Origin of the sequence: Balneola sp., from assembly GCA_003712055.1 — a bacterium.
Classification (GTDB): Bacteria; Bacteroidota; Rhodothermia; order Balneolales; family Balneolaceae; genus RHLJ01.
In genome coordinates, this window is record RHLJ01000003.1 from 463,295 (window position 1) to 480,000 (window position 16,706).

Annotated in this window: 18 protein-coding genes; 7 read left to right on the plus strand and 11 right to left on the minus strand. The window is 40.1% G+C overall.

The features are described from left to right. Positions 1-75 precede the first annotated feature (75 nt). The 3 genes from miaA to ED557_09425 form a co-directional block, all read right to left on the minus strand. Positions 76-990: a tRNA (adenosine(37)-N6)-dimethylallyltransferase MiaA gene (gene miaA, locus ED557_09415; GenBank protein ID RNC83978.1), complete on the minus strand. Its 915-nt coding sequence runs from the start codon at positions 988-990 to the stop codon at positions 76-78. A gap of 16 nt (positions 991-1,006) precedes the next feature. Beyond that, positions 1,007-1,375 carry a protein tyrosine phosphatase gene (locus ED557_09420; GenBank protein RNC83979.1) on the minus strand — a complete coding sequence of 123 codons (369 nt, stop codon included), beginning with the start codon at positions 1,373-1,375 and terminating at the stop codon, positions 1,007-1,009. Between the two features lie 148 nt (positions 1,376-1,523). Beyond that, positions 1,524-2,618 carry a hypothetical protein gene (locus ED557_09425; GenBank protein RNC83980.1) on the minus strand — a complete coding sequence of 365 codons (1,095 nt, stop codon included), beginning with the start codon at positions 2,616-2,618 and terminating at the stop codon, positions 1,524-1,526. Positions 2,619-2,809: 191 nt separating this feature from the next. Between ED557_09425 and dnaN the strand changes: the two genes are divergently transcribed. Genes dnaN through ED557_09445 form a run of 4 tightly spaced genes read left to right on the plus strand, consistent with a single transcriptional unit; the run spans position 2,810 to position 9,112 of the window. Beyond that, on the plus strand, positions 2,810-3,925 hold the full coding sequence (gene dnaN / locus ED557_09430) for a DNA polymerase III subunit beta (protein ID RNC83981.1): 1,116 nt from the start codon (positions 2,810-2,812) through the stop codon (positions 3,923-3,925). Then, entirely contained in the window at positions 3,925-4,713 is a 789-nt protein-coding gene (locus ED557_09435) for a hypothetical protein (GenBank protein ID RNC83982.1), read from the plus strand. The genes dnaN and ED557_09435 overlap by 1 nt, the downstream gene beginning before the upstream one ends. Before the next feature lie 54 nt (positions 4,714-4,767). Beyond that, complete coding sequence (locus tag ED557_09440; GenBank protein ID RNC83983.1) at positions 4,768-5,577, plus strand: methyltransferase domain-containing protein; 810 nt, start codon at positions 4,768-4,770, stop codon at positions 5,575-5,577. A gap of 52 nt (positions 5,578-5,629) precedes the next feature. Continuing rightward, positions 5,630-9,112, plus strand: a complete 3,483-nt coding sequence (locus ED557_09445) for a T9SS C-terminal target domain-containing protein (GenBank protein RNC83984.1) — start codon at positions 5,630-5,632, stop codon at positions 9,110-9,112. 4 nt (positions 9,113-9,116) lie between these two features. On the opposite strand, the gene ED557_09450 is transcribed toward ED557_09445, so the two are convergent. From ED557_09450 to ED557_09480, 7 genes are all read right to left on the minus strand, one after another. Next, entirely contained in the window at positions 9,117-9,395 is a 279-nt protein-coding gene (locus tag ED557_09450; protein RNC84049.1) for an energy transducer TonB, read from the minus strand. A gap of 120 nt (positions 9,396-9,515) precedes the next feature. Continuing rightward, entirely contained in the window at positions 9,516-11,144 is a 1,629-nt protein-coding gene (locus tag ED557_09455) for an arginine--tRNA ligase (GenBank protein ID RNC83985.1), read from the minus strand. Between the two features lie 68 nt (positions 11,145-11,212). Beyond that, entirely contained in the window at positions 11,213-11,566 is a 354-nt protein-coding gene (locus ED557_09460; protein RNC83986.1) for a four helix bundle protein, read from the minus strand. A 25-nt stretch (positions 11,567-11,591) separates the two neighbouring features. Beyond that, positions 11,592-12,314, minus strand: coding sequence for a JAB domain-containing protein (locus tag ED557_09465; GenBank protein RNC83987.1), 723 nt, complete (start codon positions 12,312-12,314; stop codon positions 11,592-11,594). A gap of 70 nt (positions 12,315-12,384) precedes the next feature. Further along, entirely contained in the window at positions 12,385-12,591 is a 207-nt protein-coding gene (locus ED557_09470) for a transcriptional regulator (protein ID RNC83988.1), read from the minus strand. Positions 12,592-12,594: 3 nt separating this feature from the next. Further along, entirely contained in the window at positions 12,595-13,233 is a 639-nt protein-coding gene (locus ED557_09475) for a DUF2975 domain-containing protein (GenBank protein RNC83989.1), read from the minus strand. A 98-nt stretch (positions 13,234-13,331) separates the two neighbouring features. Continuing rightward, entirely contained in the window at positions 13,332-14,513 is a 1,182-nt protein-coding gene (locus tag ED557_09480) for an AMP nucleosidase (GenBank protein ID RNC83990.1), read from the minus strand. On the opposite strand from ED557_09480, the gene ED557_09485 reads away from it, so the two are divergent. Beyond that, positions 14,512-15,084 (plus strand): NUDIX hydrolase, encoded by a 573-nt coding sequence (locus ED557_09485; protein ID RNC83991.1) that lies wholly within the window; start codon positions 14,512-14,514, stop codon positions 15,082-15,084. The two genes, ED557_09480 and ED557_09485, sit on opposite strands and share 2 nt — an antisense overlap. 163 nt (positions 15,085-15,247) lie before the next feature. On the opposite strand, the gene ED557_09490 is transcribed toward ED557_09485, so the two are convergent. Continuing rightward, positions 15,248-15,700: a hypothetical protein gene (locus ED557_09490; GenBank protein RNC83992.1), complete on the minus strand. Its 453-nt coding sequence runs from the start codon at positions 15,698-15,700 to the stop codon at positions 15,248-15,250. Positions 15,701-15,736: 36 nt separating this feature from the next. Here ED557_09490 and ED557_09495 point away from each other — a divergent pair, with 36 nt between their 5' ends. Then, on the plus strand, positions 15,737-16,207 hold the full coding sequence (locus tag ED557_09495; protein RNC83993.1) for an OsmC family peroxiredoxin: 471 nt from the start codon (positions 15,737-15,739) through the stop codon (positions 16,205-16,207). Positions 16,208-16,224: 17 nt separating this feature from the next. After that, on the plus strand, positions 16,225-16,698 hold the full coding sequence (locus ED557_09500) for a DUF899 domain-containing protein (GenBank protein ID RNC83994.1): 474 nt from the start codon (positions 16,225-16,227) through the stop codon (positions 16,696-16,698). The last annotated feature ends 8 nt before the right edge of the window (positions 16,699-16,706 follow it).

Sequence of the window (16,706 nt, forward strand, 5' to 3'; positions counted from 1 at the left end):
TTGCGTTGAAATAAGCCCTTAAAGAAAACGGTTTTTAAGAGGATTTGAAATGAACAGTCACGCTTTTTACAAACCTTACTTGCTTTCTAACCCCTTAAACACTTGGTCTATATGCTCTTTTGCAGAGTATTTCTCGGCATTTGACCAATTGATGAAATCCCATCGCCTAAACCAGGTAAGCTGACGCTTTGCATAGCGCCGGGTATTGGTTTTGATTTTTTCGATCATCTCTTCTCTGGTAAAATCCCCTTCCAGATAACTGATAACCTCTCTATAGCCCACGGTTTGCAGAGACTGTAGTTTTTTAGAATGTCCTTTATCCAATATCGATTGAACTTCTTCAACCAAACCTTGTTCAATCATTTCATCTACTCTTTGGTTGATTCGTTCATAAAGCTTTTCTCTTTCCCACTCAAGCCCAAAAACGATGGTTTTTGAATCTGGCTGTATACTAGCCTCCTGATGAAAAGAGCTAAAAGGCTTTCCTGTTTGCATCCATACATCCAATGCGCGAATGATTCGTTGTCGGTTCATTCCATCCATTCTTGGGATGTAATCCGGATCAACTTCGTTAAGCTGATTAAATAAACCCTCTATGCCTTCTTCTCCAATTCGTTGGTTTAATGCTTCTATGTTTTTTGCATTAGAATCAGGTGCGTTATCAAATGGCTGGATTAATCCTGTAAGATGAAGGGTACTTCCCCCTGCATAAATTACATGCTCTGATGTGTCCAGAACTTCTTGTTCCCATTCCCCAGCTCTTTCAAGAAATTTTACTGCACTGTCCTCTTCTTCCAGTTCCAGGTTTGAAATATTGAAATGTGAAACTCTCTCCATTTCTTCACTTGTTGGTTTTGCTGTACCGATGTCTAGATATTTATAACACTGTCTGGAATCTACCGAGATGATGGAAGTGCCTAGTTCCTCTGCTAAGAGAATCGATAAACTGGTTTTACCAGAGGCAGTAGGACCTAGTAGAATGATTCGCAATTTTTAAACAATTAGATCAATCATTTGGGTTTCCAATAAATCTACGAAGCTTTTTTGCCAGTTCTTCAATCAGTGAAGGTTCCATGAATTCGTAAATATCAGGTATATCTAAGCTTACAAGCTTTTGATTCTTTAAGTATTCTCCAAACTTTTTTCTCAGTCGATTCAAATGTGCTTTTTCCATTACATAAATCGAATCTGCCCATGTTAGTAGATCGACTGAAACAGGGTTTTCGGCATCATTATTTAACCCTGCTGATAATACGTTCAAATCTTCCCTTGTAGAGTATATTTGTTCTGCTGTAGGACTACGTAACTTGTTTTGGCTACAAATGAAAAGAATGTTTTTCTTCAATTTTTCGATCAAAATAAGACAAAAACTCATTAGTCATGCTGAATTTGTTTCAGCATCTGTGAGGAGTGGTTTTGTTTTAGAAGTCTGGTTATTCGATCTATCTACCACTACAGATCCCTGAACCTGTGCTGAACTCGATTCAGTGTCAAGTCCGGGATGACCTCTTGAAAAAGAAGTATTAAGATCTCTTCAAATCAAACTTTAAAGAAATGCGATGGGTATATCCAAGGTTACTTGAAACTCCGGCGAAGCTTGCGAAGCCATAGTCGATGTAGAATGAAGAAACTCTGAAACCAAGACCAAGGGTAGGAGAAACTGAAAACCCGGATTCCGGATCGTCTATAAAATCCGTTAATCCTGCTCTGGCAGAGATTCTTTTCTTGTAGGTAACCTCTCCACCAATATGGGGCTCAATGCTCATCCTGGAGATATTCAAATAATAAGCCTGACGATTTTCGAAAAGCAGGTTTAAATCGGCTGCTCCTACAATATCAAAATCATTTATGGAAAAGGATTTCGAGGCTCCAATACGCACTGAAGGAAGTACATACTCATTTTGACCAGAGGGAATAGAATCCCCAAATGTTTCCTGAAAAGACTGCCCGTTGGAGCCATTAAATTCCTCTTCGTTCACTGTCCACATCTTTTGCATGGTAGTCACATCCTGAATCGAAGCCCCTAAGTCTACCAAATCTGTTTTCAATTGAGCACCAACATCTAAACTATAGCCCCATGCATTTGCAAATGGACCTAAACGCTGGTGAATAATCTTTGCAGAAACCCCATAGGAAAGTCGTTCATCTCGTTTTTTGGCATAAGAAATAAAGACAGCCATATCAGCAGCGCTAAAGCGAGTGATGTAAGACTCGGCATCTTCCCTGGGCCCGCCATTAGTTCCCCTGGTATTATCCCATGCATTTAGTGTATTTGCGATATTATCTACTCCCTGTCGAAAAAAGCTAACACCAATCACTCCGCTTCCCGAAGATAATGGCATGGCAAATGAGCCATAGTCATACCCAACGATCCCACCAAAGCGCTCGGAGTGCATATAAATGATTTCAGGTCTTTCCAGGTTAGAAAGCCCGGCTACATTCCAATACCCCGCTGTAACATCATTAGCCAAAGCAGAATGAGCTCCACCCATACCTAATCCCCTGGCTCCGGCTCCTGTGCTCAGGAAATCATTTCCATACTTAGCTAAGGTAGATTGACCAAACCCCTGGGAAGAAAGGAATAAAAGAATAAGTAGCGCCGAGACAATACTTCTCATCAAATAATACTAGGCTTCAATTTAAAAATAATACAGTAGCGCTCTAACGATAAGAAAACAGGGTTATTTGAATAGTATTTTGCTGTTCTATCTGGTTGCAGAGAGAACAAGGATTTCTTAGTATAAGCACACTATTTCGAAAGGGCAATATTGGGGAAAAAATTGTCCTGAACACATTAAAAACACATTTCATGAAATTTTCTGTATCAAGTAGCGAACTTAACAAAGGCTTATCGGCAGTTATCGGTGCCGTTCCGTCAAAAGCGACCTTACCTATTTTAGAAACTATTCTTTTTGAAAGTGAGGATGGTAAACTAAAGCTTACGGCAACCGATCTTGAGATTTCTATCATCGAATACATCGAGGCTGATATTGAAGAGGATGGCGCTGTCGCTATTCCTGCCCGGCGCTTACTTGAGACGCTCCGTCAATTACCAAATATCACAGTATTCTTTGAAGTTGATGAGCGCAAAAACATCAATTTCAAAACGGATAAAGGTAATTATAAGCTTGTTGGTGATGAGTCTGAAGAATTCCCCGAGGTTCCAAGCTTAGAGGGCGGAATAAACATTGCTTCCAGCTCCGAGTTAATTCATAAAGCAATTAACAAGACTCTTTTCGCTGTTTCCAGTGACGATCTTCGTCCTGCTATGATGGGGGTTTATTTTGAGATCGGAACGGAGGGAAGCAGATTTGTGGCTACTGATGGGCATCGATTAGTTAAGTACTCGAATAAAGAAATTAAAGCCGATTCTGATGCTAATTTCATCATTCCTGATAAAGCTCTTAGCCTCATTCAGAAAACTATTTCCGGAGAAAGCTGTGATGTAACAGTGACGCAGGACCATGCTCGTTTCAAAAGTGGTAATACCATTCTAATCACTCGCCTCATTAATGAGCAGTATCCTAACTACGATTCCGTTATTCCTCGTGATAATGATAAGTTTTTGACCATCAGCAAAGAGCAGATGCTTTCAACCGTAAGAAGGGTATCTATTTTCTCCAGTTCTACTACCCGGCAAATTCGCCTCCAGCTAGATACTGATAAGTTGACTATTCGTGCCGAAGATTTAGATATGAGCAGCGAAGCAAAAGAAACCATTGATTGCGAATACAACAATGAAAGCATGGAAATTGGCTTCAACGCTAAATACCTCGGAGATGTGCTTAGCAACATTGATGATGAGGAGGTAAGTTTTGAATTTTCCTCTCCAAATAGAGCTGGAATTGTTAAGCCATCCAGTGACGATGAAAACGAAGATATTCTGATGCTGGTAATGCCCGTGATGCTGAACAGCTATGCCTGATGAGCCAGGTAATTACCCTCACTACTGATTTTGGACTACAAGACCATTATGTAAGCGCCATGAAGGCGGTCATTTTAGGAATTGCTCCGGATGTTCGCCTAATCGATGTTTCTCATAACATTCCTCCGCAAGATATTATGGCTGGAGCGTGGGTTACTCGCAATGCTGCTTTTCTTTTCCCTCCAGGAACTGTACACCTTGTTGTTGTGGATCCCGGAGTTGGAACCGAGCGACATCCTATCGTTTTAAAGATAGAAGATCAGTACTTCGTCGGCCCTGATAACGGCATCTTCTCCCTTCTTTACGATGAATTCAAATTCAAAGCTTATAAGCTCAATAAGCAAAAGTACTGGCGTAAAGAGCGCTCAAGAACTTTCCATGGAAGAGATATATTCGCTCCTATCGCAGCACATATAAGCAATGGAGTTTCTTTAAAAGACCTAGGAGATCCTATTAAAGACCTTGTAACCTACCACTGGGCTGTTCCACTAGGTGACAAAGATGGATTGCAAGGCTGGGTAATCCATATTGACCGCTTTGGTAACTTAATTACCAATATTTCTGAGCAATTACTTGAAGATATGGTAGGAAGAAGAAAAGTGAAGATTTATGTAGGGAATACAATCATCGATCACCTGGTAAATACTTTTGGTGATGTGGAGCCTGGCGAACCTGTGGCCTTTATAGGAAGTTCCGGGATGTTAGAGGTGGGTATCAATAAAGGAAATGCTTCGGAGATGTTAAGTGTTCATAAGGGTGCACAGATTTCTTTAGTGCTACAAAAGTAGTGAAACACCATAGAATTCGTGGCGTAAGTAGCTGTCAATTTTAAAAAGAAGGATATGAATTTAGAACTAAGATCACCGGTTGATGAGAGAGCGACCATTCATGTACCTGAGGACATTTCCGAATTAGCGATGCCATTTAATGGAACCATTTGTTCTCAAGAGGGAGATGAATATCAGGTAAAGAACAATATCATAGATATTATGGGCAAGGGACCAGGCTTTACTACCATTGCTCAAACCACCAATCATTTTAAAGTAACTGCTTCGCTCTACGAAGATATTTGGCGAAAGCGATCTCTATCCCTTCTTTCAGGTGAGGACTTCCCCATTGAAAAAGAACACGAATTATTAATAGACTGGACTTCGCCAAGGGCAAATGGATTATATCTTGATCTTGGATGTTCCACAGCTCTATACGCCCGAGCACTAAAAGCAGCTCAAAAAGAAGCCCACATTGTAGCGCTAGATTTCTCTTCTCAAATGCTAGAAGAGGCACGTTTAAAAGCTGAAGCAGATGAAACCGATATGTTTTTGGTTCGGGCTAATGGAAAAGAACTCCCTTTTTTCAGCAAGGCCTTTGATGGAATTGTTATGGGCGGCACATTAAATGAGTTGGATGAACCCCTTAAAGTACTTTATGAAGCCCGACGAGTTATTAAGGCTGATGGCGTTTTCTTCATGATGCATTTGATCAAAAGCGATGCCTGGTATGGGAGACTGCTTCAGGAATCTATTGGTTTGGGAGGCATTAAATTCTGGACCGTCAAAGAAAGCAACGAATTGTTTAAACAAGCCGGCTTTAAAGTTTCTGACCAAATTAACCGTGGAATTGTTTGTTTTTCAAAACTCACTCCAAATAATTAGGGTTATTTCTTCTCTATAATTCGCATTATCTTTTTGGACTTTTCTCCACCAGATGCGAATTCTAGTATTAGTTATAGGGACATTGCTAATTAGCTGCTCGAACTCAAGTAACGTGCCTGTTTCGAGTGAAGATGAAGCAATAGGTGAACTTAGCCCTCTAATGCTCCTACCCTCGGCTCCACAATCAGCAAATCTGGCCGCTGCTCAAGCTATACACAATGATGAAATCTGGAGTGATGGAATTGCTGGGCTGGATTTATCGGGTGATGGACAAGTACTTGGATATTGGGATGAAAACCAACCCAGATTGACTCATCAGGAATATAGCGGAAGAGTTACCTTTGAAGATTCAGAATCCGGAACAAATAATGCTCATGCCACCCAAATGGTTGGCACAATGGTAGCCTCGGGGATCGAAAGTGATGCACGAGGAATGGCTGGTTCTGCTACTGTTGAGGCCTGGAACTGGAATAGTGATATTTCAGAGATGGCAACCGAAGCAGCAAGTGGATTGCTAACCTCGGCTCATCCCTATAGTGAAACTGCGGGCTGGACAACAAACTCTAGTCTTTGTGGGTCTGATCCTGAATGGATGTGGTTTACTATTGAATCAGCTGACTCTGTAAAAGCATACCAATTTGGGTACTATGATTCACAAGCCGAACAATGGGATAGTGTCGCATATCTTTATCCCAATTACCTGATCATAAAAGCTGCTGGTAATGAACGGGGAGATGGCCCTGATTCACAGCCATTGAAGCACTGGAAATATGATTCCGATTTTAATTGCGTGCAGGATTCGACTTCAGTAAGAGAGTTAGATGGGGGCTCAACTGGCTTTGAATCTGTTAATGCTGCTTCACTTGCAAAAAATGTCCTTGTTGTAGGGGCTGTTGAAAGCTCCTCGAATAGTTTTGATGATTTAAGTTCTGTGAGTCCAATATCAGGGTCTGGATTTGGACCAACTGATGACGGCAGAATAAAGCCTGATATTGTTGCCCCAACTGGCGTTTACACATCCACCTCTTCAGCTGACGATGCTTATTCAACGGGTTCAGGAACTTCGGCTGCTACAGCCGTTGTAGCAGGGTCTGTCGCTTTGATCAGGCAGCATTATCAAGATCTCAATTCAGATACCTTAACTTCAGCATCCTTAAGAGCATTACTTGCGCATACGGCAGATGATGTTGAGAATACTGGCCCGGACTTTAAAACCGGCTGGGGTCTTATGAATACTGAGCGTGCTGTTCGCTTCCTGTCTTCAAATAGTGAAAACCCATCGGGCACAATATTAAAAGATACCTTATTAACTGATGGAAATACGATTCAATTATCCATCACTCATTCGTCTGATCGACCATTAATCGTAACCGTAGCCTGGACCGATCCCCAGGGAATATCTCCTAGTTCATTAGATGACCCAACTGATATTTTATTGGTGAATGATATCGACCTTTCTGTTACCGACCCGGACCTGAGTAGCCACCAACCCTGGACCCTGGATCAATCAAATCCAGATAATTTGGCTACAACCGGAGATAATGATGTTGATAATATAGAGCAGGTTTATATCGAAAATCCTTCTTCAGGAACTTACACGGTATCTATAAGCCATGAAGGAAGTCTTAATTCTGGAAGTCAACAAATATCCATTTTGGTTAGTGATGCTGAACCTGAAATTTCCATTGAAACGATCGCCTCTGGTAACTGGTCAAATAGTTCTACCTGGGAAAATGGAGTAGTTCCTTCAACAAGTTTACAAAGAGCTGTACTGAATCACGCCATTACACTAGACCAAACAGCTGGCACCCGAGGTATAACTTTTGACGGCTCATCGGCTGAGCTAATCCTTAATGAAAATGATCTGAGTTTATATGGAGGAGTGTATTATGAGTCAGGAGGCGCCGGCTTTTCTGGTGATACTTCTTCAACACTTTCTATTCTGAACTGGGACGCGGACTCAGATTCATTAGCTTTTAAAGCAAGTAGTGAACAGTTAGGTGAATTGACTATTAACTCAGATGGTGACTCTGTAAATATGGGTTCTGACCTAAATATTTACTCGCGCCTTTACCTTGCTAATGGCTCACTTTCAACGGATAACTATTCCGTTACCTTATTGAGCGATTCTTTAAAAACAGCTTTACTGGAGAAAGAAAACGGAAGTATCAAGGGTTCTCTGAATTATACCCGAACCTTTCATAGCACCAATTCCGGGTGGCGATTAATCTCTTCTCCTTTTGGAAGTTCTATGTTTAGTGTTCTTCAAGATAGTTTTCACACACAGGGTGGCGCATGGGCAGAAATAAGCGTTTCACAAAACCAATCAAACCTGTTTTTATTCGATAGCCAGGATCAGTCATTTTCCGGATATATAGGAAATGACAGCACCTTTACTTCCGGTGAAGGGTACCCTTTCTATATGTATAGTTCGGAATTCGGAGGAGGAGATATTCTACCACAGGGATTGAAATTCAACGGAACTGAGCCAGACTCTGTAATACTAGACCTCACACGCGGTTCTCATGACTCTCTAAGTTATAATCTTGTCGGTAACCCTTTTGCAGGGAGTTTAGACTGGCATAACATTGTTTCCAATTCGACAAATATCAGTACCAGTTATGCTACATGGGACCCCGAGACTCAGGCTTATATGTATTATAGCTCTTCATCTCAGGTTGGTGATGCCGGCAGATACATAGCTCCTATGCAGGGATTTTTTGTGCAAGCTACTGATACCAGTCCGGTACTACGATTTAGGCAATCACAAAAGTCATCTAGTCAACCAACTTATTTTGGGAAACAGATTTCAGCTCCAATTCCCCAATACATCCGTTTTGAACTAAAGGATGACACGAAAACGGTTTTGGACAACCAAGCTCACCTAATCTTCAATGAAGTGGCTGGTTCAGGAATTGATAATTGGGATATGCTCCGCTTAAAATCTTTAAATGGAGCTTCGAGCGAACTTTCTTTTGAAAGTGAAAATGGGATCAATGTTTTCGAAGGCAGATCTTCATTAGCTGAGGTTGATGAAATACCCATTAATCTATCTGTTTCTGAAAAAGGGCTCTATACGATTAACTGGGCACTTAGTAAATCGATCCCCGAAAACTGGCAGTTTACACTACATGATGATTCTCATGATGTGGAGCTGGATATGAGAGCATTTTCTGAATATTCCTTTACTCTGTCAACATTGACCAGCGGAAGATTCAGAATTTCTATAAACCGCACCGATGAGCCTAATACTGAGAATACCGATTCTCCATATACCTATTCTGTTGCTCAAAACTTTCCAAATCCCTTTAACCCAACTACTACCATTCAATTTAGTTTAGCTGAGTCGGTACCTGTACGTATTGAGGTATTCAATGCACTTGGTCAACGAGTAGCCCTAATAGTAGATGAGCAACTTACGGCTGGGTACCATCAGATTCCGTTTAACGCTTCATCTCTTTCAAGTGGGGTGTATTATTATCGTATAGAAGCTGGAAGTTTTGTCGAAACCAGATCGATGGTATTGATTAAATAAGAGGTCAATCTGGTAATCTAAACACTATTGGTAGGGAGTATTGAACACAAACCAGTTCTCCGTTATTCATTCCTGGACTAAATTTTGCCAGTTTTACTACCCTCAAAGCTTCTTCATCTGCTCCACCTCCTATTCCTCTAATCACTCGCGGTTCTGTTACTTCTCCTTCTTTATTTACAACAAATTGAACGGTCACTCTACCTTCAATTCCTGCTCTTCTTGCCAAGGGTGGATAGTTAATTTGACTTGTTAATGATGCAATGCCTCCTATCAGAACTGGCATCTGTTCAGCAACCGTGAGAAAACCAGGACAACCTTCGGAAAGATCTTGTTCATTCTCAAGCCCTAAATCACAAGAAGTGAAAATTAAAAATAAGATCAATATGTGCCTGGTTCTTTTCAATCACATCCTCTCCGGAGCTGTAATCCCTAAAATAGTTAGTCCATTTTTGAGGACTTGAGCAGTAACACTAGCTAACGCTATTCTTGCTTGCGCTAATTCTTTTTCTACCCCAATAATTCTACAGTCATGGTAGAAGGTGGTGAATGCTGAAGCAACATCGTTCAGAAAATTAATAACACGATGAGGCTCTTTTGCATCGGCTGCACTCTTTATTGCTTCGGGGAACTTGAATACGGTTTTAAGAAGTGAAATTTCTGCTTCGTGAGTTAGTAGCTTCAGGTTAGCATCCCCTGAAAAAGAATACTCTTCTTTGGCTTTCCTAAGAATACTACAAATACGAGCATGGGCATATTGGAGGTAGAATACCGGGTTTTTTTCTCCCGCTTCTTTAGCCTGGGCAATATCAAATTCTAAATGAGTGTTTGGAGAACGCATCAGGAAAAAGAAGCGGGTAACATCAGAACCTACTTCTTCCATCAATTCATCAAGGGTTACAAAATTGGCCTTTCTTGTACTCATTTTAAAAGGCTGTCCATCTTTCACAATCGTTACAAACTGGTATACAACTACATCAATCTTCGAAGAGTCATAACCGAGTGCTGTTAACCCGGAAAGTACATCAGGGTAAGTAGCAATATGATCTGCGCCGAAAATATCTATACATACATCATAGCCACGATCTAGTTTGTTGGCATGATATGCTATATCTGGTAACCTGTAGGTCGGTTCTCCTGTGCTTTTTATTAAAACGGTGTCTTTCTCCTTCCCAAACTCGGTAGTTTTAAACCAGGTCGCACCTTCGGCATCATAAGCGAGTCCTTTCTCCCTTAATTTTGAAACTACCGATTCAATATCTCCACTTTCGTATAAACTATGCTCATTGAAATAAGAGTCCATATGGATATTCATTCTCTTGAGCGTGCCACTTATATCCGCAAAAATTTCTTCCTCAGCTCTTTCTTTAAAAGGAATCCAATCATCAGCGGTAGATAAAACATCACCCTTCTCTTTAATAAGTTCTTTTGCAATATCGACGATGTACTCCCCTTCATAACCTCCTTCAGGAAATTCTGCTTCCCTTCCTAATTCTTGAAGATATCTAGCCTTAACACTTTGCCCTAATACGCGCATTTGTCGACCAGCATCATTGAAATAATATTCGCGATCTACTTCTGCTCCGGTCCATTCCATTAACCGGGCAATAGTATCACCAAGAACCGCATTTCTTCCATGACCAACGGTAAGAGGTCCGGTTGGATTAGCGCTCACAAATTCGATCTGTACTTTTTTCCCTTCATTTGAATTGGTTTTCCCGAAGTCAGCTCCCTGCTCGATAATTGATTTTAATTGATCGTACAGGTAATTATTGGCATATCTAAAATTGATAAAACCGGGGCCAGCAATTTCAATAGAGGATATTTTTCCTACATCATAAGTTATTCCCTCTACCAACTGCTGTGCTATTGCTCTCGGATTATTTCGGAGCGGTTTGGCTAGCATCATCGCAATATTCGTTGATGCATCTCCATGGCTGGCAACCTTAGGAGCTTCGAGATGGATTTCAGGAATTTCTTCTAATTCAAACTGAGCAAGTGAATCTTTAACTAGCTGCTCGAGATATTCTTTCATTCTTTATTCGCTTTCGGATTGGGCGTAAAGATACGCTTGTATCAATTAAGAATTGTACAATTATTCAATTATGAATTCTTATATGATGTAATTTTGATTTTACCCAGTATTGCCAAAATCTCTTCTATGTCTTTCAACATCGATTCTGCAATTCTAAGTTCTAGGCATTGCGTATCTCGCAGCAACCTTAACCAATATTTTGTTTCTCTGGCTTCTTTATATGCAATGCTGAGTTTATGAATAAAATCTTTCTTTGATTGTGCCCCAACTGCCTCTTCAGAGTTAGCACCAATTGAGGTACCACTCCTGAGCACTTGCTTAGCTATCTCAAAATTTCTCCTCGTTTTACAAAGATGGTTATATAAGCCTACTGTTCGAACCGCAAAATCATAGGTCTTGATAAGAATAATATTCTCCTTCATTGCTAATTGAATAATTGTGCAATTCTTAATTGAAATGCCCCAGGGTACGTAATGAGACGTATTTATAACCAGCAATAATAATATGATCATCAACAGGAATTCCCAGTAACTTCCCTGACTCTATGATCCTCTTTGTAAGATTAATATCAGCTTGTGAAGCCCTGTCATGACCGGAAGGATGGTTATGAACAAGAATAATGGAACTTGCTTGATTTATGATTGCCTGCCTCATGATTTCGGAAGGTTCTACAATGGTTGCATTGCTTCCCCCAGAGCTGATTTTCTGAAAACCGGTAATCACTTTTCGGTTATTTAGGAAAGCCACCATAAATACTTCCTTGGCCAAGTGGCGAATTTTAGGTCCAAAGAATGCGGCTACATCTTCTGGAGTTTGCACCTGAATTTCTTCTCCCAAATCAGCTACCTGGATTCTTCGAGCCAGCTCAAATGCGGCTTCAAGTGTTATCGCCTTTACCCGGGCAATACCTGGAATCACTCGCAATTCTTTCCACTCTCTTTTTACCAGATTGTGCAACCCTCCGAAGTGATCGAGCAAGGCGCGAGCTGTTTCGATGACATTTAGTTTCTTTGTTCCCGTTCTTAATAGAATGGCTAACAATTCTGCATCAGAAAGGGATATGGTTCCGCTTTGCATCAGCTTTTCTCGAGGCTGTTCATCCGGCCTCATTTCTTTAACTGTTCGATTTAAAAAATCTTCTGGGGTGAAAGTTTCTATTGTAAAATTCATAGTCTCAAGTGTTTTTTTACTTGTGAGACCTAATTAAATCGAAACCCTTACAAAAAAAATTTATTTGCCCTTAATCCTTATTGAATTCAAGAATATCTCCGGGCTGGCAATCTAACACATCGCAAATTGCTTCCAGCGTTGAAAAACGAATCGCTTTAGCCTTCCCGGTTTTAAGGATAGAGAGATTGCTCATGGTCAGTCCAACTTTCTCGGATAACTCGGTTAGACTCATTTTTCGCTTGGCTAACATTACATCAAGATTTACTACAATAGCCATTAATTACACCGTCAGTTTTTGTTCTTCATACATCCTATTGCCCTCTTTGAAAACATATCCAAGTACTAAGCTCATAAAACCTCCAATCATAAAGTTTCCCTCCTTTATCATTATTGATTTTACTCTAATACCATCACTTAAAACTAATCCTTCCAGCAAAGGCATGGGTAGGTATATACTTAGCATATGAAGGAGTGAACCTAGCAACATTAACAAACCTACTGTAAATAAATAACGAGCATTTTTCTTACTGAAAGGAGAGCCCTGTGCAACATTTTTTAGCACTTTGGAAATAAAATATAATATGATCAGGATAACTAGCCAGTCAAAAATCATAACCATATTGTAATAGAACAAAGCCCAAAGATTGTTTTTACTTTGAGTTGCTACAAAAATTCTGCTTTGAATATTCTCACTTATAGAAATACTAATATCATTTTCTTCTAAATCAGGAGAACCTGAAAGAGCATCAACAGTAAGTACTACTGGAACACCTGACATTGTAAACGAAGAGCTTTCTTTTATCCCTATAAAGGGAAGTATCAAAACTTGTAGGGATATATTTATAGCGAAAATCCAAAAGCTTATTCTGAACATGTAGTATAGAAAATAGGCCAACGACCAATCTTTTTTAAGTTTCATAGTATTGAGGATTAAATTCTCCTCAACAATAAGGCTTAGAATTTCTTAAATCAATAAATATTTATTGAAAAACAGTAAATATTATCTGTTTTACGAAATTATTCTCCACCTTCCATCAATGGCTCATTGAAAGCCCTTATACTTGAGTTAGGCAACCCATTTGGATAATTGGCCTTAACCAGATCAATCGTTTCAATTACGATTTGAAGGTGAAGCTCCTTCGAGTTTTGATAAAAAGTTTGTGCAGCTTCTGAGAGCTTTGGCTTACCATGAAGGGGTTTATCACTTACGCAAAGTAGCGTAGCATGAGGTACCCGGTATCTAAATCCATTAGTCGCTACTGTTGCTGATTCCATATCTATAGCAAGGCTTCGACTTTGATGGATTTGCCGAACCGTATGCTTCACTGAAAACTCCCAATTCCTATTTCCTGTAGTAAATACCGTCCCGATACGATGGTTTAGATTATGAGCATCAAGCGCTTCTTTGAGATATAGATTTAGTAAATAGTTTGGGATGACCGGATTGCCAACAGGAAACAGGTCATCGAGAATACGATCATCTCTGAAATAACTACTGGCCAGTACAAAATCACCAATCTCCTGATGATTTCGCAAACCTCCACAGTGGCCTACCATAATCATTGCATCAGGACGAAGTACACATACATGATCGGTAATCGTTTTTGCATTTGACGGGCCTACTCCAATATTTATTAACGTGAGCCCTTTATTATCCGCAAGCTTGTGATGGTATGCGGGCATCTGAACCCCATCTCTTGCTGGCTTAATACAATCAGGGTACTTCTCTAAAAAAACTTCAACGTGCATCGCGTAGTTGGTAAACAAAATATACCGCTGGAAATCACACGGGTCTGTTCCGGTATAGTGGGAAAGCCGATCCAGGGAGATATCTGTTCGTTCAGGAGAAAAGAGAAACATCTTCTTTTTTGTGAAATCCCATTCTTCCTCATCGGCATGATCCATTAGCTTTGGATCGTTGAGGGCAATTATTGGTCGAGAGGCTTTTATCTCGATATCCGCTTTTTTATCTATCAGGCGTTTTATTTCCCTTTTTAAATACCAGCGAAATGCTTTCGGTTGTGCGAGCTCTCCTTTTATATTCGGATTGTACTCAGAATACTCTCTATGTACAATCATCTTCGGGTACATCCCGCCTTCATAAATTTCTTCCATTAGATCGCAGGCTTTTTCCGTAGCTTTATCAAGTTCCTCGGGGGAAGAAAAACTGGAATGAATTAATCTCATTGAATCGGACATGGCTGACTCCTCATTTAATTATACCATTGAAGCCTGGAATACTACCAGCGAGCGTGTCGAATATACGACGAATATATTCAAGGTATTAAAGCGGGATATGGTCATCCCTTCAGAAAATCATAAAGCTACTTTCTCTGTTCTTGAAGCTCCTGACTGGATTAATGTAATTGCCCTTACTCCTGAGAACGATATCGTTTTGGTTGAGCAATACCGGTATGGCATCGAAAAGCCAACACTTGAACTGCCGGGTGGTGTTTGTGATGGTAATGAAGATCCCAAAACAACGTGCATGCGAGAACTTGCCGAAGAAACGGGCTATTCCTCTGATGAATGGATTTATCTTGGTAATGTTAGTTCCAATCCTGCTATGCAAACAAATTACACACATACCTATCTGGCTCGAAACTGTAACAAGACCTCTACTCAAAAACTGGATGGAAACGAACGTATTAATGTTCATGTGCTTCCTTTGGAACAATTTCTAGGCATGATTGGAAATGGAGAAATCAAACATTCCCTGATGGTAGCTGCAATTGGGAAGTTTCTCTTGAGCGAGTTTTATGTTACTTAATAAAACTATAATGGTCATCCCGAACTTGTTTCGGGATCTTAAGGAAAAGCGCTGATTAACTATTCTCTTATCAATCCTTCTTAGAAGCTTTACAAAGATGCTGAAACAAGTTCAGCATGACTACCTAGCTTAACATTTCTGTATTCTTAGTTAAGACTGGTCGCTATGGCAAGGCCAGCTTATCTACACCAATAATAAGTGCAAACGTGGTCAAAGATGTAAGCAGGTATACCAGTAAGATATACTTCAGATACTTCACCTTACCCAAAAACTTCAGCTCTATAATTGCCAGTATTGCGATCAAAGTATTGAATGCAAAAAAGAAATCATTGACGTTTTTGAATTGACCATCTTCAAATATGCTATTCAAAAACACATAAGCTAAGAAAGAGAGAAAAAGGACGTACAATAAGACCCCAAAACTTTTAAGTATTTGGATAAGATCTTCTCTTCTAAATGTAATCTCCGGGATCAATCGGTCAGGAACTTCGCCTCGCTGCTTTCTCAAGGCAAGTTCATTCTCAACCTCAGTAATCCGCTCCGGATATTTATATGGATTGATGTGAGTTAACATATCGTAGAGTTCCATATAATTGTATTTTGAGAAATCTCGCATATCCTTATTAGCTAGTTATAACCCACATAAATAAATATGAAATCTCATAACTATCAAGCAACAATTACCTGGACAGGAAATACAGGGTCCGGAACTGCTTCTTACCGGGATTATGAGCGTTCTCACAACATTCAGGCTGGAGGTAAGCCGGTTATCGAAAGCTCCTCTGACCCTTCGTTTCGTGGAGATAGTTCAAAATATAATCCCGAAGAGCTATTTCTTGCCTCGTTATCATCATGCCATATGCTTTGGTTCTTACACCTCTGCTCGGTAGAGGGAATTATAGTAACGGGATATAAAGATAAAGCTTCCGGAATTATGACTGAGGAGAAAGGTGGAAGTGGAAAATTTACCCGCGTAACACTTCACCCTTCAGTCACTGTTTTAGAGGAACGAATGAGAGCCAAACTAGATTCCATCCATCACGAGGCAAACAAGAAATGCTTCATTGCAAACTCCTGCAACTTTCCAATACTGCACCAGGCACAATCAAGAGTTGCAGACTAACCTAATTAAACACGACTATGATCAAGACAGGAGAAAAAATCGACATCACCTTTTCTTTTAAAGTGGTTCAGAACGGCGAGGAAAAAGAAGTCCTCTTTAGCGACTTGTTGGATAAAAAGACCATCGTTTCGGTATATATGAAGAACAACACCCCAAGCTGTGATAACCAGGTAGTAGATTTAGCTAACCATATAGACTGGTTCAATGAAAATGGATTTAACGTAATCGCTATCAGTAAAGATGGATGCCGTGGGCATATGAACTATGCCAAAAAACATGGAATAAATTTTACGTTGGCCTCAGATCCCGATTATAAATTCTCGGAAGCCACTAATTCTATTATTGAAAAGAAGATGTATGGCAAGACTTATGAGGGACCTTCACGATCAGCCTTTGTTATTGATACAGATGGTACTATTTTGGCAACCGTTGAAAAAATTGATACAAAAGCCCATGCCGAAGAGCTGAAAGCTTTAGTAAGCGGCTTATAATACCCTGT

Bases quoted from the DNA above. Each gene is read 5' to 3' on its own strand.
- ED557_09420 (RNC83979.1), bottom strand. From the start codon at position 1,375: ATGAGTTTTTGTCTTATTTTGATCGAAAAATTGAAGAAAAACATTCTT.
- ED557_09425 (RNC83980.1), bottom strand. From the start codon at position 2,618: ATGAGAAGTATTGTCTCGGCGCTACTTATTCTTTTATTCCTTTCTTCC.
- dnaN (RNC83981.1), top strand. From the start codon at position 2,810: ATGAAATTTTCTGTATCAAGTAGCGAACTTAACAAAGGCTTATCGGCA.
- ED557_09435 (RNC83982.1), top strand. From the start codon at position 3,925: ATGAGCCAGGTAATTACCCTCACTACTGATTTTGGACTACAAGACCAT.
- ED557_09440 (RNC83983.1), top strand. From the start codon at position 4,768: ATGAATTTAGAACTAAGATCACCGGTTGATGAGAGAGCGACCATTCAT.
- ED557_09445 (RNC83984.1), top strand. From the start codon at position 5,630: ATGCGAATTCTAGTATTAGTTATAGGGACATTGCTAATTAGCTGCTCG.
- ED557_09450 (RNC84049.1), bottom strand. From the start codon at position 9,395: ATGCCAGTTCTGATAGGAGGCATTGCATCATTAACAAGTCAAATTAAC.
- ED557_09455 (RNC83985.1), bottom strand. From the start codon at position 11,144: ATGAAAGAATATCTCGAGCAGCTAGTTAAAGATTCACTTGCTCAGTTT.
- ED557_09460 (RNC83986.1), bottom strand. From the start codon at position 11,566: ATGAAGGAGAATATTATTCTTATCAAGACCTATGATTTTGCGGTTCGA.
- ED557_09465 (RNC83987.1), bottom strand. From the start codon at position 12,314: ATGAATTTTACAATAGAAACTTTCACCCCAGAAGATTTTTTAAATCGA.
- ED557_09470 (RNC83988.1), bottom strand. From the start codon at position 12,591: ATGGCTATTGTAGTAAATCTTGATGTAATGTTAGCCAAGCGAAAAATG.
- ED557_09475 (RNC83989.1), bottom strand. From the start codon at position 13,233: ATGAAACTTAAAAAAGATTGGTCGTTGGCCTATTTTCTATACTACATG.
- ED557_09485 (RNC83991.1), top strand. From the start codon at position 14,512: ATGGCTGACTCCTCATTTAATTATACCATTGAAGCCTGGAATACTACC.
- ED557_09480 (RNC83990.1), bottom strand. From the start codon at position 14,513: ATGTCCGATTCAATGAGATTAATTCATTCCAGTTTTTCTTCCCCCGAG.
- ED557_09490 (RNC83992.1), bottom strand. From the start codon at position 15,700: ATGCGAGATTTCTCAAAATACAATTATATGGAACTCTACGATATGTTA.
- ED557_09495 (RNC83993.1), top strand. From the start codon at position 15,737: ATGAAATCTCATAACTATCAAGCAACAATTACCTGGACAGGAAATACA.
- ED557_09500 (RNC83994.1), top strand. From the start codon at position 16,225: ATGATCAAGACAGGAGAAAAAATCGACATCACCTTTTCTTTTAAAGTG.